This window comes from Paracoccus sp. P2 (genome assembly GCF_046335115.1).
In the GTDB taxonomy this organism is placed as follows: Bacteria; Pseudomonadota; Alphaproteobacteria; order Rhodobacterales; family Rhodobacteraceae; genus Paracoccus; species Paracoccus pantotrophus.
The window spans coordinates 60,466-82,153 of the sequence record NZ_JBGOSN010000009.1 but is presented as its reverse complement, the minus strand read 5'-3'; the positions used below and the strand labels follow the sequence as shown (position 1 = coordinate 82,153).

Below are 21,688 nucleotides of genomic sequence, written 5' to 3'. Positions count from 1 at the left end.
TGGGCGGCCGCCCAGGCCGAGCTGTCAGCGCGGGCCCGCGCCGGGCGGGCGGTCAACCTTGACCCTTCCGCGCTGGTGTTGGATATGCTGGTCGGGCTTGCGAACCAGCCCGCCGTCTGACGGAAACCAACCATGCCCGAACCCGATCTTCCCATCCTGGTGGACAGCCATTGCCACCTGGACTTCCCCGATTTCGAGGGCGAACAGACCGAACTGGTCGCGCGCGCCCATGCGGCGGGCGTGACCCGCATGGTGACCATCTGCACCCGGCTGCGCAACGAACCCACCGTGCGCGCCATCGCCGAAACCCATCCCGGCGTGTTCTATGCCGCCGGCACCCATCCGATGCATGCCGCCGAAGAGCCGCTGGCCACGGTCGAGGAGCTGGTCGCCCTGTCGCGCCATCCGCGATTCGTCGGCATCGGCGAGACCGGGCTCGACTATCACTACACCGCCGACAGCGCCGCGGTGCAGGCCGAAAGCCTGCGCATCCATATCGAGGCCGCGCGCCGCACCGGCCTGCCGCTGATCGTCCATTCGCGCGACGCGGACGAGGACATGGCCCGCATCCTGACCGAGGAACATCGCGCCGGCGCCTTCACCGGCGTCATGCATTGCTATACCAGCGGGCGGGAACTGGCGCGGGCGGCGCTGGACCTGGGCTTCTACCTGTCCATGTCCGGCATCGCGGCCTTCCCGCGCAGCACCTCGATCCGCGAGATCTTTGCCGCCGCGCCCGCCGACCGCATCCTGGTCGAGACCGATGCGCCCTATCTCGCCCCGCCGCCGCATCGCGGCAAGCGCAACGAGCCGGCCTTCGTCGCCCATACCGCCAAGGTCGGCGCCGAGCTGCTGGGCATGACCGAGCATGAATTCGCCAGCCTCACCACGCTGAACTTCGAGCGGCTGTTTCGCAAGGCCGCGGCATGATCCGCGCCACCGTCCTGGGCTGCGGCTCTTCGGGCGGCGTGCCTCGGCTGGGCAATCGCTGGGGCGAATGCGATCCGGCCAATCCGCGCAACCGCCGCCGCCGCTGCGCGCTTCTGGTCGAGCGCCATGGCCATGACGGGGTGACGCGGCTGCTGATCGACACCGGGCCCGACCTGGTGCCGCAGCTGCTGGATGCCGATGTCGCCGAGCTGGATGCGGTCGCCTATACCCATGCCCATGCCGACCATATCCACGGCATCGACGACCTGCGGCAGATCGTCTTCAACATGCGCCGCCGGATGCCGGTCTGGGCCGACCAGCCGACCGCGGCGGCGCTGAAGACCCGCTTCGGCTATATCTTCGAAACGCCGCCGGGTTCCTCCTATCCACCAATCTGCGATTTGCAGCCGATCCGCGGCCCCTTCGCCATCGAGGGCGCGGGGGGCAGCATCGAGCTGGCGCCTTTCGAGGTCAACCACGGCGACATGAACGCGCTTGGCTTCCGCATCGGCGGGGTCGAGCAGAGCCTGGTCTACCTGCCCGACGTGCTGGCGATTCCCGAGGAAGCCTGGCCGGTGATCACGGGTTGCGAGGTGTTCATCTGCGACGCGCTGCGACGCATCCCGCATCCCAGCCACGCCCATCTGGCGCTGACGCTGGAATGGATCGCCCGCTCGGGCTGCGCGCGCGGCGTTCTGACCAACATGCATGTCGACCTGGATTACGACGCCGTCATGCGCGAGACGCCCGAAAACGTCGTGCCCGCCCATGACGGCATGCGGATCGAGCTGATATGACCGCGCTTTTTGACGTCATCCTGCCGGTGTTCCTGGTGGTTGGCTTCGGCTACCTGGTCTGCTGGCGCAGATGGCTGACCGAGGTGGCGGTCGATGGTGTCATGCGCTTTGCACAGAACTTCGCATTGCCAGTACTGCTGTTCGGCGCCATCGCCCGGCTGGACCTGGGGGCGAATTACAACCCGCTGCTGCTCTTGGCCTTTTACAGCGGCGCGCTTTTGTCCTTTGCGCTGGGAACCGGCCTGTCCTTTTACTGGCTGAGGCGGCCGATCGAGGACGCCATCGCCATCGGCTTCGTCTGCCTGTTCTCGAACTCGCTGCTGCTGGGCGTGCCGATCACCGAACGCGCCTATGGCCCCGAGGCGGTGCTGGGCAACTTTACCATCATCTCGGTGCATTCGCCGCTGCTTTACACCTTCGGCATCACCGCGATGGAATTCGCCCGGGCGCGGGGCCAGAACCTGTCCGTGGGCGGGGTGGCGCTGCGGGCGCTGTCGGGCGTGCTGCACACGCCGCTGGTCATCGGCATCCTCGGCGGCTTTGCCATGAACCTGCTGACCCAGGCCGGGCTGGTCATGCCCGAGGGCTTCTGGGCCGCTGTCCGGATGATGTCCAGCGCCGCGCTGCCGGCGGCGCTGTTCGGGCTGGGCGGCGTGCTCTATCGCTACCGCCCCGAGGGCGAGGCGCGGGCCATCGCGATGTGCTGCTGCATCTCGCTGCTGCTGCATCCGGCCGTGACCTTCGGCCTGGGCCGGATCTTCGCGCTGAACCTGGCCGAAATGCGCTCGGCCGTGGTGACGGCCGCCATGCCGCCGGGGGTCAATGCCTATCTCTTCGCCGCGCTTTACGGGGTGGCCAAGCGCGTCTCGGCCTCGGCGGTGCTGGTGGCGACGGGGCTGTCGATGCTGACGGTCTGGTTCTGGCTTGCCGCCCTGCCCTGATGCGCAAACGCCGCCCCCAAGGGCGGCGTCCGCCCTCACCTCGGCGTCAGGCCGCGCAGCCGTTCGGATCTTCGCCGCAGCAACTCGACGGTTGTGAGCAGCGCGATGGAAAAGATCACCAGCAGCGTCGCCACGGCAAGGATGGCGGGCGAGATCTGCTCGCGGATGCCGTTCCACATCTGGCGCGGGATGGTCTGCTGGTCCGGCCCGGCGATGAACAGCACCGCCACCACCTCGTCGAAGGAGGTCACGAAGGCGAACAGCGCCCCCGAGATCACGCCAGGCAGGATCAGCGGCATGGTGATGCGGAAGAAGGTGGTGCGCGGGTTCGCCCCCAGGCTGGCCGCCGCACGGTTCAGCGACTGGTCGAAGCCGATCAGCGTCGCCGTCACCGTAATGATCACGAAGGGAATGCCCAGCGTGGCATGGGCCAGGATCACCCCCAGATAGGTACCGGCCAGCCGGCCGCATTCCGGGTTCAGGCCAATCCAGGTCAGGGGCTCGCAGGGGTTCGAGTAGAAGAAGAACATCCCCGTCGCGGTGATGATGATCGGCACGATCATGGGCGAGATCAGCATCGCCATGATCGCGCGGCGATAGGGCATCTCGGGCCGCGACAGCCCCAGCGCCGCCAGCGTGCCCAGCACGGTGGCGAGGATGGTCGAGAAGAAGCCGATGATGATCGAGCTTTTCGCCGCGTTCACCCATTTCGCGTTCCGCCAGGCATCCGCCCACCAGCTGAGGTCGCGCGGCGCGTCCGGCCGCGCCATGCCGAAGGTCAGCAGGCTGTCGTACCAGCGCAGCGAATAGCCGTCGGGGTCGAAGGACAGCATCCGGTCGGTGAAGGTGAAATAGGGCTCGACGTTGAAGCTCAGCGGGATGATCACCACGATGGGCGCGATCAGGAAGAAGAAGATCGCGCCGCAGATCGCCAGATAGGTGTAGTGCCAGACCTTCTCCAGCGGCGATGCGTAGGTTGGAAGCGCCATGGCCGTTATCCCAGTTTCAGGTTGTCGATGCCGACGAGCCGGTCATAGACCCAGTAGAGGATCAAGACCCCGCCCAGCAGCAGCGCCGCCAGCGCCGCCGCCATGGACCAGTTCAGCGTCTGCGTCATGTGCATCGCGATCATGTTCGAGATCAGCTGCCCCGACGAGCCGCCGACCAGCGCGGGGGTGATGTAATAGCCCACCGCCAGGATGAAGACCAGAAGCGCCCCCGCCCCCAGCCCCGGCAGGGTCTGCGGGAAATAGATGCGGCGGAAGGCGGTCCAGCTGGTCGCGCCCAGGCTGCGCGCGGCGCGCACATAGCTGGGATTGATGGTGCGCATCACCGAATAGAGCGGCAGGATCATGAAGGGCAGCAGGATATGGGTCATGGCGATGATCGTGCCGGTCTGGTTGAAGATCATCTGCAGCCGCTGGTTGTTGCCGATCACCCCCAGCCAGACCAGCACGTCGTTGACCACGCCCTGCTGCTGCAACAGCACGATCCAGGCCGTGGTCCTGACCAGAAGCGAGGTCCAGAACGGCAGCAGCACCAGGATCATCAGCAGGTTCGACTGCCGCATCGGCAGGGTGGCCAGCAGATGCGCGACGGGAAAGCCCAGCAGGAAGGTGGTGGCGGTAATGGCCAGCGACAGCCAGAAGGTGCGCAGGAACAGCTTGCCGTAGATCTGCTGCTGCGCCGGGGCGGCGACCACCTCGCCCTGCTCGTCGCGGGTGCGGTCCACCGCCGCGAGGTAGAAGTTGGTGGTATAGGGCGAGGAGGCCTCGCGCATCACCGACCACAGCCGCGGGTCGCCCCATTTCGCGTCCATCTCGAGGATCGCCTCGCGATAGGGCGGCTCGATGCCGCCGCGCGCCTGGCGGCCGGCCGAGGTGAACAGCGAGCGCGTGCCCGGCATGTCGTAGTTGATGCGGGTGCCGACCACGCCGACGGTGCGGGCCTGGGCGGCGGCGGTCAGGTCGGCGGCCAGCGCCGCCCAGGCCGCATCGTCGGGCTCGGTGCCGCGGGGGTTGTCGTGGAACCAGGCGCTGAGCTGCGGCATGTTGGCCGAGAAGCCGTCGTTCTTGACCGAACGCTGCAGCATCTGCCCGATCGGCACCACGAAGGTGATCAGGACGAACAGCAGAAGCGGCAGCACCAGCAGGAAGGCGCGCCGCCGCGCCCGGCGCGAGCTGCGCGCCAAGGCTGCCTTCAACGGGCGGCCGTCCGCGGTTTTCAGCGTTCCGCCTTGGTCAAGGCCGCCGGCCTCGGTGACGATGGCGGCATGGGGGTCGAGGGCTTTGGCCATCTTGGTCCTTTGTCGGGCAATCCGGGGTCGAGGCCGCGGCCCGGACGGTCCGGGCCGCGGCATTGCGCAGGTCAGTTGGCAAGCCAGCCGTTGAAACGCTCGGCCAGTTCGGCGGAATGATCGGCCCAGAACTCCGGGTCGTCCATGACGGCGGTCTTCATATGCTCCTCGCTGGTGGGCATATGCGGCCCCATCTCGGTCTTGCCGTCCTGGAACAGCCCGACCAGCGCCGCCGAGCTTTTGCGCGCCGGGCCATAGGCGATGTATTTCGCCTGGTTGGCCAGCTGTTCGGTGGCGGTGGCGAATTTCAGGTATTCCAGCGCCGCCTCGGGATTGGGCGAGCCCTTGGGAATGGCGAACATGTCCATGTCCATGTATTGCCCGTCCCAGATGATCTCGAAGGGCTTGCCCTCGCCGACCATGGCGTCGAAGAAGCGGCCGTTATAGCCGGTGGCCATCACCACCTCGCCATCGGCCAGCAGCTGCACCGGCTGGGCGCCGGCCTCCCACCAGACCACATCGCGCTTGATGGTGTCGAGCTTGGCAAAGGCGCGGTCCACGCCCTCGGGGGTGGCCAGCACCTCGTAGATCTGGTCGGGCGCCACGCCGTCGGCGATCAGCGCCAGATACAGGGTGCGCTTGGGGTTCTTGGGCAGGCCGCGCTTGCCGGGGAACTTGGCGGTGTCGAAGAAATCCGCCGCGGTCGAGGGCTTCTCGCCGTCGAACTTCGTGGTGTCGAAGGCGATGACCGTGCCCCAGAAGATGTTCGCGACTGCGCATTCCTGCAGCGCGCCGGGGATGAAATCCTCGGTCGCCGGGGTGCCGTCGGGGGCGGGCGGCAAGATGGCGGGGTCGATCTCGACCAGCGCGCCCTCGTCGCAAAGCCGGATCGCGTCCGAGACCTCGATGTCGAACACGTCGCCGGTGATATTGCCCGCCTCGACCTGCGCCTTCAGCGGCGTGGCCGGGTTGTCGGCGGCCAGCATGTTCACCTTGATGCCGGTCTGCTCGGCGAAGGGGATGTTATAGGCCTCGACCTGCGAACGCTCATAGGCGCCGCCCCAGGAGACGACGTTGACCTCCTTGTTCTGGGCCTGCGCCGCCAGGCCAAGGCTGCAGAGCGCCGAGGTCAGGATCAATGTGGTTTTCATGTTCTACTCCCGTTGGTGTTTGCGGCTCTTTGGCCGCTTCCTGCCCGTTTCGGGCTTGGGGATGGCCGCGGCGATCTGCCCGCCGCGGACCGCATGCGTCAGTTTGCCAGCCAGGCGTTGAAGCGTTCCTGCAGCTCGGCGTCGTGATCGACCCAGAAATCCAGGTTCGAGGCCAGCGCGTTTTCCAGGTTCTCGGCATAGGTGGGCAGGTTCGGGCCCATCGGCACGTCGGTGCCCTCGATATTGCCGACCAGGGCGGCGGCAGAGGTGCGCGGCGGACCGTAGCTGATGAACTCGGCGGCGCGGGCCTGCTGCTCGGGCGCAGTCGAGAAGGCGATGAACTCCCTCGCGGCCTCGGGGTTGGGGGCGCCCTTCGGCATGACCCAGCCCTCCATCTCGTAGATCTGGCCGTCCCAGACGATCTTGAAGGGCTTGCCCTCCTGCTGGGCGGCGTTGAAGATCCGGCCATTGAAGGCAAAGGCCATCGAGACCTCGCCATCGGCCAGCAGCTGCGGCGGCTGCGCGCCGGCTTCCCACCAGATCACGTCGTTCTTGATGGTGTCGAGCTTGGCGAAGGCCCGGTCCACGCCCTCGGGGGTGCCCAGCACCTCGTAGACCTGGTCGGGCGCCACGCCATCGGCCATCAGCGCGAATTCCAGGTTGAACTTGGCGCCCTTGCGCATGGTGCGCTTGCCGGGGAACTTGGCCGTGTCGAAGAAATCGGCCGCACCGGCGGGCTTGGCATCGGGGAACTTGCTGTCGTCATAGGCCAGGATCATCGAATAGACATCCGTGCCCACGAAGCATTCGGTGATCGCGCCCTCGATGAAGTCATCGGCGGCGGCGGTGCCGTCGGCGGCGGGGGTCAGGATCGCCGGGTCGATTTCCTCCAGCAGCCCCTCGTCGCAAAGCCGCACGGCATCGGCATATTCGACCGAAGCCAGGTCGATCGAGACATTGCCCGCCTCGACCTGGGCCTTGACCGGGGTCGCCGGGTTGTCGGCATCCGAGACCACGACCTTGATGCCGGTCTGGGCCTCGAAGGGCTTGGCATAGGCCTCGACATGGCTCATGCCATAGGCGCCGCCCCAGGACAGCAGGTTCACCTGCTTGTCCTGCGCCTGGGCCGCAGCCGCGACGACGACCAGCGCAGAGGACAGTATCAGCGTGCGTTTCATCATAACTCCCTGGTTCCTTGGATAATGCACGGTCACACCGGATCGAGGGCGCGGGCATCCTCGGGATGCCAGCCGATCCGTATCGTCTGGCCGGGCGACAGCTTCACCTGGCCCAGCGTATTGCGGTATTTCATCACGAAATCGTCCTGGCCGGCGACATGCAGCCGCGCCCGCAGGATGTCGCCCATGTAGATCACGTCGCGCACCTGCGCCTCGATGGTATGGGCGCCGGCCGGCATCAGCTCGGGCTTGAACTCGACCCGCTCGGGCCGGATCGAGACCGTGGTGACCTGGCCCGTCTCGCGGATATTGACGGCGGTGGCGTCGATCAGCTCGCCATTGCCCAGCCGGACCAGCGCCTTGTCGCCCTGGAGCTGCTCGATGGTGCCGCGCAGGGCGTTGTTCTCGCCGATGAAGCCGGCGACGAAGCTGTTCTCGGGCTGCTCGTACAGCACCGGCGGCGGCGCAAGCTGCTGGATGCGGCCGTCGTTGAACACGGCGATGCGGTCGGACATGGTCAGCGCCTCGCCCTGGTCGTGGGTGACATAGACCACGGTGATGCCCAGCCGGTCGTGCAGCGCCTTGATCTCGAACTGCATGTGTTCGCGCAGCTGCTTGTCGAGCGCGCCCAGCGGCTCGTCCATCAGGACCAGCTTGGGGTCGAAGACCAGCGCGCGGGCCAGCGCGATGCGCTGCTGCTGGCCGCCCGACAGCTGCGCCGGGCGGCGGTTCTTGAACTGGCCCATCTGCACCATGTCGAGCGCGCGGGCGATGCGGCTTTCGCGCTCGTCCTTGCCCATGCCGCGCACTTCCAGCGGAAAGGACAGGTTCTCGCCCACGCTCATATGCGGGAAAAGCGCGTAGTTCTGGAACACCATGCCGATGCCGCGCCGATGGGGCGGCACGTCGTTGATGTTGCGCCCGTCCAGCCTGATCTCGCCATGCGTGGCCGTCTCGAATCCGGCCAGCATCATCAGGCAGGTGGTCTTGCCCGAACCGGACGGGCCAAGCATGGTCAGGAACTCGCCCTTGCCTATGGTCAGGTTCAGGTCTTTGACGACAAGCGTTTGCCCGTCATAGCTTTTTTGGACGTGATCGAAGACAACGAAAGCGTCGTTGCCGGGGTCTGCTGTCACGATGCGGGCTCCCTGTTTCTATTGGTTCTTCGTTCCGCCCGCCAACAGTAAGCAGCGTCCGTCAGGGAATGCAACTCACTTGTAGAGCGCCGGCCAAGACGCAGGCGACGAAGCCGGTGCGGCCTTGCGTCATTGCCCTTTCGCCCGGCAAATTCCGGCTGCGCAGGCCAGGGATGCCGCCCCGCTCAGCGAAAGCGATAGAGGTCGGCGTCGGGATCGCTGCGCCCGTCGATGCGCCGCGCGGTCAGTTCGGCGGCGATGGCGGAATAGGTGATGCCGTTGCCGCCAAAGCCCATCACCGCATGGCAGCGCCGGCAGCCCGGCACCAGGTCGATGATGGGCAGCCCGTCGTCGCTGTCGCCAAAGGCGGCCGCCCAGGCATAGGCGGGCCGGCCGATGCGGATGCCGGCGGTCTCGGCCAGCTTGCGCGCGATCCCGGCGGCATTGCGGCGCAGCTTGCCGGCATCCTCATGGGCATGGGCGCCGGCCTCGTCCTCGCCGCCGGCGATGATCCGGCCGGTGGGCGTGGCGCGGAAATACAGGTAGGGATCGGCCGCCTCCCAAACCAGCAGCTCGGCCAGCCAGTCCGGCCGGCGCACCCCCTCGGCCGAGGCGATGGCCCAGGTCGAGATGATCCGGTGATGCGCCGAGGCAAGCTGCGGCAGGAATTCGTAACCGGTGCAGAACACCGCATGCCCCGCCACCACCACGCGCCCGCCGGCCGAGGCCAGCGCCACCCCGTCCACCAGTTCCGCGAAATCCGTGACCTCGAAGGGCGAGACGATCTCGGCCCCGCGCTCCTGCGCCAGCCGCAGCAGCCCGGCCGTCAGCTGCGCCGGATTGGCCGAGGCCGAATCGGTGGACAGGATGGCCCCGGTGCGGTCGATGCCGTATTCCGCAAGCAGGCGCTGGCGGGGGATGAACTCGGCGGCGATGCCGGTCTCGCGGCGCAGCGCCGCCTCGGCCCGCAGCGCGCGAAAGCCCATCTCGTCCCCGGCAAGATAGAGCGCCCGCTTGCGCTGCATCTGGCAATCGAGGCCCAGGCGACGCGACAGGCGCAGCAGTTCCTCGACCGCCTTGACCGAGCGTCGCCAGGCCCGCGCTGCCTTGTCGGGTCCGATCTGGCGCATGAGCCGGCTCAGCGGCACGTCGATCTCGTGCTGGATCATTGCCGTCGAGGCGAGCGACGAGCCCCGCACCGGCTGGCGGCGATCCACCAGCAGCACCCGCCGCTTGCGCCGCGTCAGCCGCTCGGCCAGCAGCGCCGCGGAAATGCCGGTGCCGATGATCACCACGTCCCAGCGCCGCTGCGAGGGCACCGCCCGATGCGCGACGGCGATATGCGGCGTCTCGGCCCAGAAGGGTTGCGCGGTGCGGAGCCGCCGCTTGAGGGTGCGCCGCGTGCCGGTCATGTCTTGTCGGCCCAGGCCATCTCGCCCGGCGGAAGGGCGGGCGGCCGATAGAGTCCCGCCGCGCCGTCCCGGTCCCGCTTCAGCACCGAAAGCGTGCCGTCCGCCTCGAGAATGGCGAACTTGACATCGGCAAGGTCGGCCACGCCCTTCTCGCGCAGCTTGGCGTGAAGCTCGCCGATGCCGATGCCCTGCCGGCGCAGGCGGTCGTGGTGGACGCGGCCCTCGGTGACGACGATGCGCGGCCGGCCCTCGAAGATCCGCGACAGCCGGTCCGAGGACAGGATCGCCTCGTCCACCAGCTTGTTGAAGGCCGCGACCAGAAAGATGGCGAACATCGCCGGCAGCAGGGGCACGTCGGGATAGAACAGCGAATCGCCCACCGCCGAGCCGATGGCGATGACCAGCAGGAACTCGACGATGGAAAGCTGCGCCACCGTGCGCCCGCCCAGCCAGCGCATCAGGGCCAGCGTGTAGAAATAGATGATGACGGTGCGGAAAAAGACCTCCCAGGCGAAGCCCAGCTGCTGATCGCCCAGGAAGATGCGGTGAAGGTCTTCGAGCATGGCTGTCCCCCCGGCCCGCGCCGGTTCTGGCGCCGAGAGACAAGCCGCGACGTGCGGCGCCGGTTCCACGCCCCGGCCTGAAGCGGTCAGACGGCCAGGAAACCGCCATCCAGCGGCAGCACCGCGCCCGTGACCATGCGGCTGTCGTCCGAGAGCAGCAGCGCGATGCCTTGCGCGACCTCCCCGGCCTCGGCGAAGCGGTTGAGCGGGTGGCGCACCATCATCGGCTGGCTTTTCGCCGGATCGCTCCAGGCTTCGGCGGCCAGTTCGGTCAGGGTTATGGTGGGCGCCACAGCATTCACGCGGATGTTGTGCGGGCCAAGCTCTTTGGCCAGCACGCGGGTCGCGCCCTCCAGACCCGCCTTGGAGGCGGCATAGCACAGGTGGTCCTGGAAGCCGCGATGGCCGGCGATCGAGGTGATGTTGACGATGGCGCCGCCGCCGCCCGCCGCCACGCGGGCGCGGGCGAATGCCTGGCAGCAGATCAGCGCCGCGCGCAGGTTGATGCCCAGCACCGCCTCATAGCCGGCCTCGGTCATGTCGAGCACGCTTTCCAGCACGTTGATGCCGGCGCTGTTGATCAGGTAGTCGGCCGTCCCCGCCTCGGCCATGGCGGCGCGGGTGGCGGCCGGGTCGGCCAGGTCGACACGGATGCCGCGCGCGCCGATCTCGACCGCGAGGCTGTCGAGGTCGGATTGCGTGCGCGACAGCGCCACGACCTTCGCGCCGCGCTCGGCCATCAGGCGCGTGCAGGCGCGGCCGATCCCTTTGCCCGCGCCGGTGATGATGACGGTCTTGCCCGAGAATTGCATGGTTCCTCGCATGTCCAGTTCGGCGGCAGTGCCGCCCGTGTTCAGTTTTGCGGCAAGGCCGCCATGGCGGCGCGGATCTGCCGCGCCGTGGATTGCAGCGCCAGGAAGGCGGCATGGCGCGCGTCCTGCCGCGCGCGGCTGGCGGGATCGGGGGCGCAGCGCGTGGCGATGCGCGACATGGCGGGCATGGCGCTGTGCAGGTCGGGGAACAGCCCCGCCGCCACCGCGCCCAGCATGGCCGAACCGAGCAGCACCGGCTCGGGGCATTCCGTCACCTCGACCGGCAGCCCGGTGGCATCCGCCAGCAGCTGCCGGGTCAGCGGATGCGCGCCGGCGCCACCGCTGACGCTGATCGTCTCGACCGGGGCGCCGTTCTGGGCCTGGGTCTCGATGATCTGCCGCAGCCCGTAGCCGAGGCCGCAGATCCCGGCGACGTAAAGCGCGACCAGCGAATCCGGCCCGGTCTCCATCCCCTGCCCCATGATGACGGCGCGGGCATGGGGATCGGCAAAGGGCGCGCGGTTGCCCAGGAATTCGGGCACCACATGCAGCTCATCCGCCAGCCGCACGGCGGCGCTGGCCTCGCCCGCCAGTTCCAGCGCCCGGTCGGCCAGCCATTGCGGCAGGGACTTGCCCGCCGCCACGGCCAGCGCCGTCGCCTCGGCCGTGGCGGGATGCAGCTGCACCAGTTGGTCGATGGCGGCGCCGGCGGCAGACTGGCCGCCCTCGTTCAGCCACATGCCGGGCACCATGGCCGAGTAATAGGGCCCCCAGACGCCCGGCACGAAGGCCGGCTCGCGCGTGGTGGTCATGGTGCAGGAGGAGGTGCCGAAGACATAGCCCAGGCAGGCCGTCGCATCACCCCCGGCCGCGACCGTGCCGACGCCGCCGGCATGGGCGTCGATCAGCCCCGCCGCCACGGCGATGCCGGGGCGCAGTCCCATCGCCCCGGCGGCGGCCTTGGTCAGCCCTTGCCCCAGCGGCGTGCCGGGATCGACGACGCGGGCGCCGATGCGGGCGAAACCCTCATCGGCCAGATCGCCCAGGCCGATCTGGCGGAAATAATCCGCGTCCCAGCGCCCCTCATGCGCCAGATAGGTCCATTTGCAGGTGACGGTGCAGGCGGACCGCTCCAGCGCGCCGGTCGCCTTCCAGGTCAGGAAATCGGTCAGGTCGAAGAAATGCGCCGCCGCGGCATAGACCTCGGGCCGGTTCTCGCTGAGCCACAAGAGCTTCGGCGTCTCCATCTCGGGCGAGATGCGGGTGCCGACATAGTTCAGCACGTCATGGCCCTGCGCATTGATGCGCTCGGCCTGCTCGACGGCGCGATGGTCCATCCAGACGATGATGTCGCGCTCGGGATGGGCGGGATCGCCCACCGGCAGCGTCGCATCCCCCGCCCCGCGCACGACCAGCGAGCAGGTGGCGTCGAAGCCGATGCCCGCGACCTGCGCCGGGTCGATCCCGGCGCGGGCCACGCTGTCCCGGACGGAGTCGCAGACCGCGCGCCAGACCTGCTCGCTCGACTGCTCGGCGATCACGCCGCGCTCGCGATGCATCTCGATGGGGCGCTTGGCGGTGGCAAGCAGGCGGCCTGCGCGGTCGAAGACCCCGGCCCGCGCCGAGCCGGTGCCCACGTCGATGCCGATCAGATACTGGTCCATGGCGCTACTCCGTTCCGGGTGCCGGGCGTCAGACGCGGTCGAAATTGGTCGGCAGCACCAGCATGTCGCGGATGGTGACGGTGCGCTTGCGGGTCAGCATGTATTCGACCGCATCCGCGACCTCCTCCGCGTCGATCAGGCTGCCGGATTCCCTGGCCTTGCGCAGGTTCTCCTCGGGCCAGTCGGCCAGAAGCGCCGAGACGACGGGACCGGGCGAGACCTGCATGACCCGCACGCCATGCGGGATCATCTGCCGGCGCATGCCCTGGACAAAGCTGGTGATCGCCCATTTCGAGCCGGAATAGACCGGCTCCCAATAGGTCGGGAAATGGCCGGCGATCGAGCAGGTGACGACGATGTCGCCGGTCTTGCGCTCGCTCATGTGCGGCACCACGGCGCGGACGTTCTTCATCACCGCGTTGACGTTGAGGTTCAGCATCCGGTCGATGGCCTCGGGCGTCGTCTCGGTCAGCTCGCCGCCGATATAGGTGCCGGCGTTGCAATAGAGGATGTCGATATGATCGACCTTGGCCAGGATCTCGGGGATCATGGCGTTGCAGCTTTCGGGGTCGAGCAGGTTCGTCACCTGCGGGATCGCCTTGTCGCCCAGCTTGCCGGCCAGCTCGGCCAGCGCCGCCTCGTTCCAGTCCACCATGACCACGGTGGCGCCGCGCGCGAGCAGCCGCTCGGTGGTGGCCAGCCCGATCCCCGAGGCCGCGCCGGTGATGACGGCGACCTTGCCGTCCAGCGATTCAGACATTCCGTTCTCCTGTCTTTCTAATGGGTTGGGCGGGGCTCAGCGCCATTCGCGCCCGATATAGATGGCCAGCAGGATGATCGCGCCCTTGATGACGTCCTGCAGATAAGGGTTGATGCCCATCAGGTTCAGGCCGTTGTTCAGGATGCCGAGCAGCACCGCGCCGATCAGCGTGCCCAGGATCAGCCCGCGCCCGCCCGAGATGGCGGTGCCGCCCAGAACCACGGCGGCGATGGCGTCAAGCTCGAAGCCCACGCCGGCATTGGGCTGGCCGCTCATCAGCCGCCCGGTCAGGATCACCGCGGCAAGCGCCGAGGTCAGGCCCGAGATGCCGTAGACAACCAGCTTGACGCGCTGGGTCTTGACGCCGGAAAGCCGCGCCGCGGTCTCGTTGCCGCCCAGCGCATAGACATGGCGGCCGAAGGCGGTGCGCTGCAAGAGCACCCAGGCCAGGGCATAGATCACCACCATGATGATGACCGGCACCGGCACCACGCCGATGCGCCCCACCCCGAACCAGGAAATCCAGCTGGGGATGCCGCTGATCGGATAGCCGCCGGAATAGATCAGGCCCAGGCCGCGCGCCATGCCCATGGTGGCCAGCGTCACGATGATCGCCGGCATCCGGCCCCAGGCGACCAGCACGCCGTTCGCCAGCCCGATGCCCAGCCCGATCAGCAGCCCGACAAGCAGCGCCACCGGCGCGGGCAGGCCCATGTTGACCATCAACCCTGCGCTTAGCGTGCCGACCAGCGCCATGACCGCGCCGACCGACAGGTCGATGCCGCCGGTCAGGATCACGAAGGTCATGCCGACCGCGAGGATGCCGACGACCGACACCTGCCGCAGCACGTTCATGATGTTGTTCAGGCTGAAGAAATTTTCGCTGGCCAGCCCCATCAGGATCGAGACGACGATCAGCCCGATCAACGGCAGCGCCAGGGGCGAATGCAGCAGGCGGCCAAACGAGAAGCCGCCGGTTTTCCCGGCCGCGCCGGTGTTTGCGTCATGCGACATGTTCAACTCTCCCGGTCGTGGCATGGGTCATGATGGTTTCGGAATCGATCTCGGCGCCCTCGACCGTGGCCACGATCCCGCCCGAGCGGAACACGCAGACCCGGTCGGACATGCCGATCACCTCGGGCAGTTCGGACGAGATCATGATGATGGCGCCGCCCTTCTCGGTGAAGGCGCGCATCAGCGCATAGATTTCCGCCTTGGCGCCGACATCGATGCCGCGCGTCGGCTCGTCGAAGATCAGCACATTCATGTCGTGGTTCAGCCAGCGGGCGATGACGACCTTTTGCTGGTTGCCGCCCGACAGCGTGTCGACGCGGGCATGCGGCCCCTGCGCCTTGACGCGGACCTGCGCCATGGCGGTTTCGGTCGCGGCCAGCTCCTTCTTGAGGTCGATGAACCAGCGGTTCTTGCGATACTTGCCGTAATTGTTCAGCGACACGTTCTGCAGGATCGAGAAGCTGGTGATCAGCCCCTGTTCCTTGCGGCTTTCGGGCAGAAGGCCGATGCCATGCGCCAGCCCCTGATCGGGGCCGGAAAAGCGCGTCTCGACCCCGTCCACCCTGACCTTGCAGCGTTGGGCCGGGTATGCGCCCAGCATGGCCAGCACGGTTTCCGTGCGGCCCGAGCCGACAAGCCCGGCAAAGCCCAGGATCTCGCCCTTGCGCAGGGCAAAGCGCGAGACGGGGCCGCCCTTCTTCAACTGCACCTCCTCGACCTCGACCGCCAGCGGGGCGGCGGGGGCGGTGGCGGGCTTGGGCGGAAAGTTGCTCTCGATCCGGCGGCCGACCATCATCTCGACCAGCCGGTCGTTATCGACCTCGGAAACCGCGCAAGAGCCGATGAACTCGCCGTCGCGCAGGACTGTGATGCGGTCGCAGATCTCGAAGATCTCTTCGAGGTGATGCGAGATGAAGATGATCGCCACGCCCTGCTTGCGCAGCTCGCGCATGACCTTGAACAGGTGCTCGACCTCGGAGGGGGTCAGGGTCGCGGTCGGTTCGTCCAGCACCAGGATGCGGGCATTCAGCGACAGCGCCTTGGCGATCTCGACGAATTGCTGCTCGGCCACCGACAGGCGATGCACCGGCACGTCCAGGGCCACGTCCACCGCAAGCTGGCGCATGATCTGGGCGGCGCGGGCGCGCATCGCCTTGCGGTCCAGCATGCCCAGCGGTCCGCGCATCTCGCGCGCCAGGAACATGTTCTCGACCGCGTCGAGATAGGGGATCAGGCTGAACTCCTGGAACACGATGCCGACGCCCGCCGCGATGGCCTGGTCGTAATCGGCGAAATGGCGCTCGGTCCCCTCGATGCGGATCATGCCCTCGCTGGGCTGGACGATGCCGCAGAGGATCTTCATCAGCGTGGACTTGCCCGCGCCGTTCTCGCCCAGAAGCGCATGGACCTCGCCGGCGCGGACCTGCATGTCGACGCCGTGCAGCACCTCGATCTTGCCGAAGCTTTTTCGGATTCCCTTCAGTTCCAGCATGATGCCCTCCTGAATGGCTGGGAAATGTCCCGCCCCCGCGACATGCGGGGACGGGAGCGGGGAGGAACCCTTACCAGCTGAACTCGGCAGCGTTCTCGGCGTCGACGATCATCACGTCGATCGGCACTTCCTTCGGCACCACGCGGGCGCCCCATTTCTGCGCCAGCGCCATGGCCAGGCCGACGCGGACCTGGTCGCGCGGGAATTGCGCGGTGGTCTCGATGAAGGGGCCGCCCGCGGCGATGGCCTGGACCGCCTCGGGCGCGCCGTCCACCGAGGTCAGCTTGATGTCCTTGCCCGCGCCCTGGATCGCCGCCAGCGCCCCCATGGCGCCGCCGTCATTGACCGAGAAGATGCCGGCCAGGTTCGGATGCGACTGGATCATGTTCTCGACCACGCCCAGGGCGACCGAGCGGTCCTGGCGGCCGTTCTGAGTGGTGACCAGGGTGATATCCGGGAACTCTTCCAGCGCGGCCTTGCAGCCCTCGACGCGCTGCAGGATCGGCACCACCGGAATGCCGTCGAGGATCGCGACCTCGCCCTTGCCCTCCAGCGCCTCACCCAGATACTTGCAGGACATGTAGCCGGCATCGCGGTTCTTCGAGCCGACGAAGGTATCGACCGGGCCGTTCGCGTTCGCATCGACCGCGACCACGGTGACGCCCGCGGCCTTGGCGGCGTGGACGGCGGCCTCGATCCCGGCGCTGTCGGTCGGGTTCAGCAGCAGGATGTCGATGTTCTGCTGCAGCATGTCCTCGACATCCGAGATCTGCTTGGCCACGTCATGACCGGCATCGGTGACGACCACATCCGCGCCCAGGCTGGCGGCGGCCTCGTTCAGCGCCTCCTGCATGGACACGAAATAGGGGTTGTTCAGCTCTTGGAAGGTCATGCCGATTTTCAGCTTGTCCTGCGCGAGCGTCGGGGCCGCCATGAGCGCCAGCGCGGCCGAGGCGGTAAGCAGTTTCGATTTCATCTGGGTTCCCTCCCATCTGGATGAAAGCAGGCAAAGCCTGCGCGTCTCCGGGCGGCGCCGCGCCGCCCGAATTGGTGAAATTCGCAATGCCGGTTCTTGTCAGTCCGCCATGACCAGCGCCTTCTGGGCCGCGAATGTCGCGCGGAACTGCGAGGGGGACATTCCCTTGAGCTTCAGGAAATGCCGGTTGAAGTTCGACAGGTTCGAGAATCCGACCTCATAGCAGATCTCGGCTACCTTGATGTCGGGATCAGTCAGCAGCATCTGGCAGGCCAGGTCGACGCGCAGCTGGTTGCGATAGCGCACCAGCGTCGTGCCGGTATGGCGCTTGAAGGCGCGGGAAAAGGCGCTTTGGCTTTGCCCGACCATCTCGGCCAGCTCGCCCTCCTCGACCTGCTCGGTCAGGTGTTCGCGCAGATAGGCCAGCGCGCGGTTGATGCCGCCGTCATGGGTGCGCGTCAGGTCCAGCTCGAAGCTGAGACTGGCCAGCACCTCGTATTCCGGCGCATGGGCCAGCAGGTCCAGGATCTCCCAGAACAGCGCCAGGCGGCGCAGGCCCTGCGCCTCGACCAGCCGTTCCATCAGCGGGCGGACGCGGGCGCTGGTCGCGTCGTCGAACAGCAAGCCGCGGTGCGAGCGGTCCAGCAGCGGGCGCAGCGCCTCCATCTCGGGCATGGCGGCGCTGGCCTCCTCGATGAAGGCTTCGGGGAACTGGATCACCAGCGAGCGCAGCGGCACCGCCTCGCCGGGCGGGATGTCGCTGATCCAGTTCTGCGGCAGGTTCGGCCCGGTCATGATCAGCTGGCCGGGCTGGAAGCTGCCGACATGGTCGCCGATGTAGAATGTGCCCGAGGTGGCGACGACCAGGTGGATTTCGTATTCGGGATGGTAGTGCCAGCGCACCGTGCGGAACGGATAGCCGTGCATCCACGCGGCGAAGGATTCGCCCTTGCGGATGTGGACCAGTTCCAGATCGGGTTGCATTCGCCTTCCTCCCTGCACGTCGCGGGCCCTGCCGGGCCTGCCGCGGACGTTCAGGAACCATAGGCTTCATGCCCGGCGGCGATCCACATCAGGGCGAAAAAAATACCGATACTTTTTTGACCAAAATCGCGCGGGAATTGAAGAGGCCCAAGGAAATCGGCGCGGCAAGATCTTTCTGCACGGCAGAAAATTCATGCCGCACCGCAGCGTCATGGGCCTGCTTTTTCGGAAAAACCCGCTGTTAACGCTATCGCGCGTGTGGCGCAGCCAGATCCCGCAGCCGCGGATAAGCCGCGTGATGGGCCTCATACTTTTTCGCATAGGCATCCGCCAATCCGGCATCTGGCACAACCTCGGCGCGAACAGTCGGCTTGGCGAAGACGCGCTCGGACCTGTCGCCGGTGGCGCAGGCCGCCGCCAGCCTGGCCGCCCCGAAGGCGGCACCGAAATCGCCGTCCTCGGGCTCCAGCAGCGTCAGCCCGGTGGCCGAGGCCATGATCCGCAGCCAGGCGCGCGAGCGCGCACCGCCGCCGACCGCATAGGCGGCCTCGATCGGGGTGCCGGCCTTGCGCAGCGCATGGACGCAATCGGCAAAGGCCATGGCCACGCCCTCCATCGCCGCCTGCGCCAGGTCGGCCAGCCCGGTGGCGCGGCGCAGGCCCAGAAAGGCGCCGGTGGCGCCCGGATCGTTCAGCGGCGTGCGCTCGCCCGACAGGTAAGGCAGGAACAGCACCGGCGAGGGCGCCGCCACCTCGCCGACCAGCGCGGCAAGGTCGGGCACCGCCTTGCCGGTGATCTCGGACAGCCAGGTCAGGCTGTCGGTCGCAGACAGGATCACCCCCATCTGGTGCCAGGTGTCCGGCACGGCATGGCAGAAGGTATGTACCGCGTCGCCGGTATTCGGCGCGTAGGATTCGGTCGCGGCAAACAGCACGCCCGAGGTGCCCAGCGACAGGAAGCCGGTGCCCGGCACCATCACCCCCATGCCGCAGGCCGTGGCGGCATTGTCACCGCCGCCGCCCGCCACCGGCACGCGCGGGATGCCCCAGCGGTCCGCCAGATCGGCGCGCAGATGGCCGGACACGTCGCTGCCCTCGACCAGCCGCGGCATCTGGGCGCGCGTCAGCCCGGTCGCGGCCAGCAGCGCATCCGACCAGTCGCGGCGGCCGACGTCCAGCCACAGCGTCCCCGCGGCATCCGACATCTCGGCCACATGCTCGCCGGTCAGCCACAGCCGCAGGTAATCCTTGGGCAGCAGCACCTTGGCGGTCCGCTCGAAGATCTTGGGTTCGTTCTGCGCCACCCACAGCAGCTTCGGCGCGGTGAACCCGGCCATCACCAGGTTGCCGGCGATGCCGTGGAAATCCGCCCGCGCCGTCAGCTCGGCGCATTGCGGCCCCGAACGGCCGTCGTTCCACAGGATGCAGGGCCGCAGCACCCGGTCCGAAGCGTCCAGCAGCGTCGCCCCGTGCATGTGCCCCGACAGGCCGATGCCCTGCAGCCGCGCCATGGCCTCGGGATGCTCGCGCAGCAGCGTGGCGATGGCGGCCTCGGCCCCGGCGATCCAGTCGGCCGGCGCCTGTTCGGACCAGCCGGGATGCGGGCGGCTGACGGTCAGGCCCGCATGGGCGACACCGACGGTCGCGAAGCTCTCGTCCACCAGCATCGCCTTGATGCCCGAGGTGCCAAGGTCGATCCCCAGATACATGGCGTTCACTCCGGCATGACGATCTGCAATTTCACATCGGTCTCGCGCGCCTCGACGGCGCGGTCGAAACCGGCGATGCTGTCCGCAAAGGGAATCGAGGCCGAGATCAGCGGCTTCAGGTCCACCTTGCCCGAGGCGATCAGCGCGATGGCGCGGTCGTAGACATTGGCATAGCGGAATACGGTCTCGACCCGCAGTTCCTTGGCCTGCAGCCCGACGATGTCCACCGGCACCGGATCGACCGGCATGCCGACCAGCACGATGGCGCCCCCCGGCCGCGCAAGCTGGTGCATCGACAGGATCGCCGGCGCGGCGCCCGAGCATTCGAAGACCAGATCCGCGCCCCAGCCCTCGGTCGCCTCGGCCACCGCCTCGGCCAGCGAGCGGTTGCGGATGTTGACGGTCTCGATGCCGTCATAGGCGCCGATGATGTCCAGCTTGGGCTGGGCGAGATCGGCCACGATCACCCGCGCGCAGCCACCGGCCAGCGCCGCCAGCGCCACCATCATGCCGATGGGGCCGGCGCCCGTCACCACCGCCACGTCGCCCGGCTGGATGCGCGCCCGCAGCGCGGCCTGCATGCCGATGGCAAAGGGCTCGACCATCGCGCCCTCGGCAAAGCTCACGTTGTCGGGCAGCTTGTAGGTGAAGGCGGCGGGATGGATCACCTCGGGCGTCAGGCAGCCATGCACCGGCGGCGTCGCCCAGAAGGTCACGGCGGGATCGACGTTGTAGATCCCCAGCTTCGCGGCGCGCGAGGTCGGGTCGGGAATCCCCGGCTCCATGCAGACGCGGTCGCCGGGCTTCAGGTTCGTGACCTCGGCCCCGGCCTCGATCACCGTGCCGGAAGCCTCATGCCCCAGCACCATCGGGTCGCGGACCACGAAATGCCCGATCTTGCCATGGGTGTAATAATGCACGTCCGAGCCGCAGATCCCGACCGTATGCGTCCTGATCCGCACGTCCCTGGGCCCCAGCGTGGCGGGGATGTCGAAATCCCGCAGCGACAGCTTGCCCTTTTCTTCCAGCACCAATGCCTTCATCGCCCGTCCTCCTGATGGCCGCGCCGCGCTTCGGGCGCCCTCGACTCGCGTCTTTGGCGGCGAGTCGGGGCCACTGTAAACAAAAACCCGCGCGCCGTGCGAGCTTTTGCCCATCAGAAGAATAATTGTATCAGCCTTGAGCCGCGAAAGCTATGCGCGGCGGAGCTGCGGCGATGCTCGGACCCGGTGAGGCCCGAGAATCAGCTCACTTCATCAGCCGGTCCTTGACCATCGGCCCGACGGCGCCGAAATCCATCTGGCCGGCATGGCGGGCGCGCAGCTCGGCCATGACCCGGCCCATGTCGCGGATCGACTCGGCCCCCAGCTCGGCGATGGCCTTGTCGATGGCGGCGCGGGTTTCCTCGGCGTCCAGCTGGCGCGGCAGGTAGGACTGGATCACCTTGATCTCCTCCAGCTCGCGCTCGGCCAGTTCCAGCCGGCCGCCCTCCTCATAGGCCTTGGCCGATTCCTGGCGCTGCTTGACCATCTTGGACAGGATGGCGGTCAGGTCGGCCTCGGCCAGCCCGGCCTCGTCGCCGCCTTCGCCGCGGGCGGCGATCTCGCGGTCCTTGATCGCGGCCGAGATCAGCCGCAGCGTCGAGAGCCGCGCCGAGTCCTTGGCTTTCATCGCCTCTTTCGTATCGGCCAGAATGCGTTCGCGCAGTCCCATGTGATCCTCGCTGAATGTATTCCGCCGGGTGGTGCCCGGCTTCGCCCCCGCCGTCAAGCCGTGCGCTCAACCCCGCCCCGGCCGCAAAGTTCCGCATGCCGCCCGTTCCCGCCTTGACGCGCCTGCGCCCTTTACCTAGGTTCCCGCCGATTTACCCGGAG

The 21,688-nt window shown here is 67.8% G+C and carries 20 protein-coding genes and 1 pseudogene; 4 read left to right on the top strand and 17 right to left on the bottom strand.

From position 1 onward, the window contains the following. The 4 genes and pseudogenes from ACDP63_RS08180 to ACDP63_RS08165 all read left to right on the top strand — a co-directional run. Nucleotides 1–120, top strand: a pseudogene (locus ACDP63_RS08180) (DNA polymerase III subunit delta'); the annotation flags it as partial. A 12-nt stretch (nucleotides 121–132) separates the two neighbouring features. Continuing rightward, a complete protein-coding gene (locus ACDP63_RS08175; RefSeq protein ID WP_024844963.1) occupies nucleotides 133–930 on the top strand; it encodes a TatD family hydrolase in 798 nt (265 codons plus the stop codon). Next, nucleotides 927–1,727 (top strand): MBL fold metallo-hydrolase, encoded by an 801-nt coding sequence (locus ACDP63_RS08170; protein ID WP_024844962.1) that lies wholly within the window; start codon nucleotides 927–929, stop codon nucleotides 1,725–1,727. Before ACDP63_RS08175 ends, ACDP63_RS08170 begins: the two co-directional genes overlap by 4 nt. Continuing rightward, nucleotides 1,724–2,668 carry an AEC family transporter gene (locus ACDP63_RS08165; protein WP_024844961.1) on the top strand — a complete coding sequence of 315 codons (945 nt, stop codon included), beginning with the start codon at nucleotides 1,724–1,726 and terminating at the stop codon, nucleotides 2,666–2,668. The genes ACDP63_RS08170 and ACDP63_RS08165 overlap by 4 nt, the downstream gene beginning before the upstream one ends. A 35-nt stretch (nucleotides 2,669–2,703) precedes the next feature. Here ACDP63_RS08165 and ACDP63_RS08160 read toward each other — a convergent pair whose 3' ends face one another. From ACDP63_RS08160 to ACDP63_RS08080, 17 genes are all read right to left on the bottom strand, one after another. After that, nucleotides 2,704–3,657: an ABC transporter permease gene (locus ACDP63_RS08160; protein WP_024844960.1), complete on the bottom strand. Its 954-nt coding sequence runs from the start codon at nucleotides 3,655–3,657 to the stop codon at nucleotides 2,704–2,706. 5 nt (nucleotides 3,658–3,662) lie between these two features. After that, on the bottom strand, nucleotides 3,663–4,964 hold the full coding sequence (locus tag ACDP63_RS08155; RefSeq protein WP_036764673.1) for an ABC transporter permease: 1,302 nt from the start codon (nucleotides 4,962–4,964) through the stop codon (nucleotides 3,663–3,665). Between the two features lie 71 nt (nucleotides 4,965–5,035). After that, nucleotides 5,036–6,115 (bottom strand): ABC transporter substrate-binding protein, encoded by a 1,080-nt coding sequence (locus tag ACDP63_RS08150; RefSeq protein WP_024843074.1) that lies wholly within the window; start codon nucleotides 6,113–6,115, stop codon nucleotides 5,036–5,038. A gap of 98 nt (nucleotides 6,116–6,213) precedes the next feature. After that, nucleotides 6,214–7,293 (bottom strand): ABC transporter substrate-binding protein, encoded by a 1,080-nt coding sequence (locus tag ACDP63_RS08145; protein ID WP_024843075.1) that lies wholly within the window; start codon nucleotides 7,291–7,293, stop codon nucleotides 6,214–6,216. 32 nt (nucleotides 7,294–7,325) lie between these two features. Then, entirely contained in the window at nucleotides 7,326–8,429 is a 1,104-nt protein-coding gene (locus ACDP63_RS08140; protein WP_028709917.1) for an ABC transporter ATP-binding protein, read from the bottom strand. Nucleotides 8,430–8,614: 185 nt separating this feature from the next. Further along, nucleotides 8,615–9,841 (bottom strand): NAD(P)/FAD-dependent oxidoreductase, encoded by a 1,227-nt coding sequence (locus ACDP63_RS08135; RefSeq protein ID WP_024843077.1) that lies wholly within the window; start codon nucleotides 9,839–9,841, stop codon nucleotides 8,615–8,617. After that, entirely contained in the window at nucleotides 9,838–10,404 is a 567-nt protein-coding gene (locus tag ACDP63_RS08130; RefSeq protein WP_024843078.1) for a DUF421 domain-containing protein, read from the bottom strand. Before ACDP63_RS08130 ends, ACDP63_RS08135 begins: the two co-directional genes overlap by 4 nt. A gap of 86 nt (nucleotides 10,405–10,490) precedes the next feature. Continuing rightward, on the bottom strand, nucleotides 10,491–11,216 hold the full coding sequence (locus ACDP63_RS08125; protein WP_024843079.1) for an SDR family oxidoreductase: 726 nt from the start codon (nucleotides 11,214–11,216) through the stop codon (nucleotides 10,491–10,493). 41 nt (nucleotides 11,217–11,257) lie between these two features. Continuing rightward, entirely contained in the window at nucleotides 11,258–12,880 is a 1,623-nt protein-coding gene (locus tag ACDP63_RS08120; RefSeq protein ID WP_028709918.1) for an FGGY-family carbohydrate kinase, read from the bottom strand. 28 nt (nucleotides 12,881–12,908) lie between these two features. After that, entirely contained in the window at nucleotides 12,909–13,640 is a 732-nt protein-coding gene (locus ACDP63_RS08115) for an SDR family oxidoreductase (RefSeq protein WP_024843081.1), read from the bottom strand. A 36-nt stretch (nucleotides 13,641–13,676) separates the two neighbouring features. Continuing rightward, entirely contained in the window at nucleotides 13,677–14,654 is a 978-nt protein-coding gene (locus tag ACDP63_RS08110; RefSeq protein ID WP_024843082.1) for an ABC transporter permease, read from the bottom strand. Next, nucleotides 14,644–16,146 (bottom strand): sugar ABC transporter ATP-binding protein, encoded by a 1,503-nt coding sequence (locus ACDP63_RS08105; protein ID WP_024843083.1) that lies wholly within the window; start codon nucleotides 16,144–16,146, stop codon nucleotides 14,644–14,646. Before ACDP63_RS08105 ends, ACDP63_RS08110 begins: the two co-directional genes overlap by 11 nt. A 70-nt stretch (nucleotides 16,147–16,216) precedes the next feature. Further along, on the bottom strand, nucleotides 16,217–17,122 hold the full coding sequence (locus ACDP63_RS08100) for an ABC transporter substrate-binding protein (RefSeq protein ID WP_024843084.1): 906 nt from the start codon (nucleotides 17,120–17,122) through the stop codon (nucleotides 16,217–16,219). A gap of 99 nt (nucleotides 17,123–17,221) precedes the next feature. Further along, entirely contained in the window at nucleotides 17,222–18,106 is an 885-nt protein-coding gene (locus tag ACDP63_RS08095; RefSeq protein WP_409927893.1) for a helix-turn-helix domain-containing protein, read from the bottom strand. Nucleotides 18,107–18,353: 247 nt separating this feature from the next. Next, nucleotides 18,354–19,814: a xylulokinase gene (gene xylB / locus ACDP63_RS08090; RefSeq protein WP_409927892.1), complete on the bottom strand. Its 1,461-nt coding sequence runs from the start codon at nucleotides 19,812–19,814 to the stop codon at nucleotides 18,354–18,356. Nucleotides 19,815–19,819: 5 nt separating this feature from the next. Beyond that, nucleotides 19,820–20,857, bottom strand: coding sequence for an NAD(P)-dependent alcohol dehydrogenase (locus ACDP63_RS08085; protein ID WP_024843087.1), 1,038 nt, complete (start codon nucleotides 20,855–20,857; stop codon nucleotides 19,820–19,822). A gap of 205 nt (nucleotides 20,858–21,062) precedes the next feature. Beyond that, complete coding sequence (locus ACDP63_RS08080; protein WP_024843088.1) at nucleotides 21,063–21,527, bottom strand: GatB/YqeY domain-containing protein; 465 nt, start codon at nucleotides 21,525–21,527, stop codon at nucleotides 21,063–21,065. Between the last annotated feature and the right edge of the window lie 161 nt (nucleotides 21,528–21,688).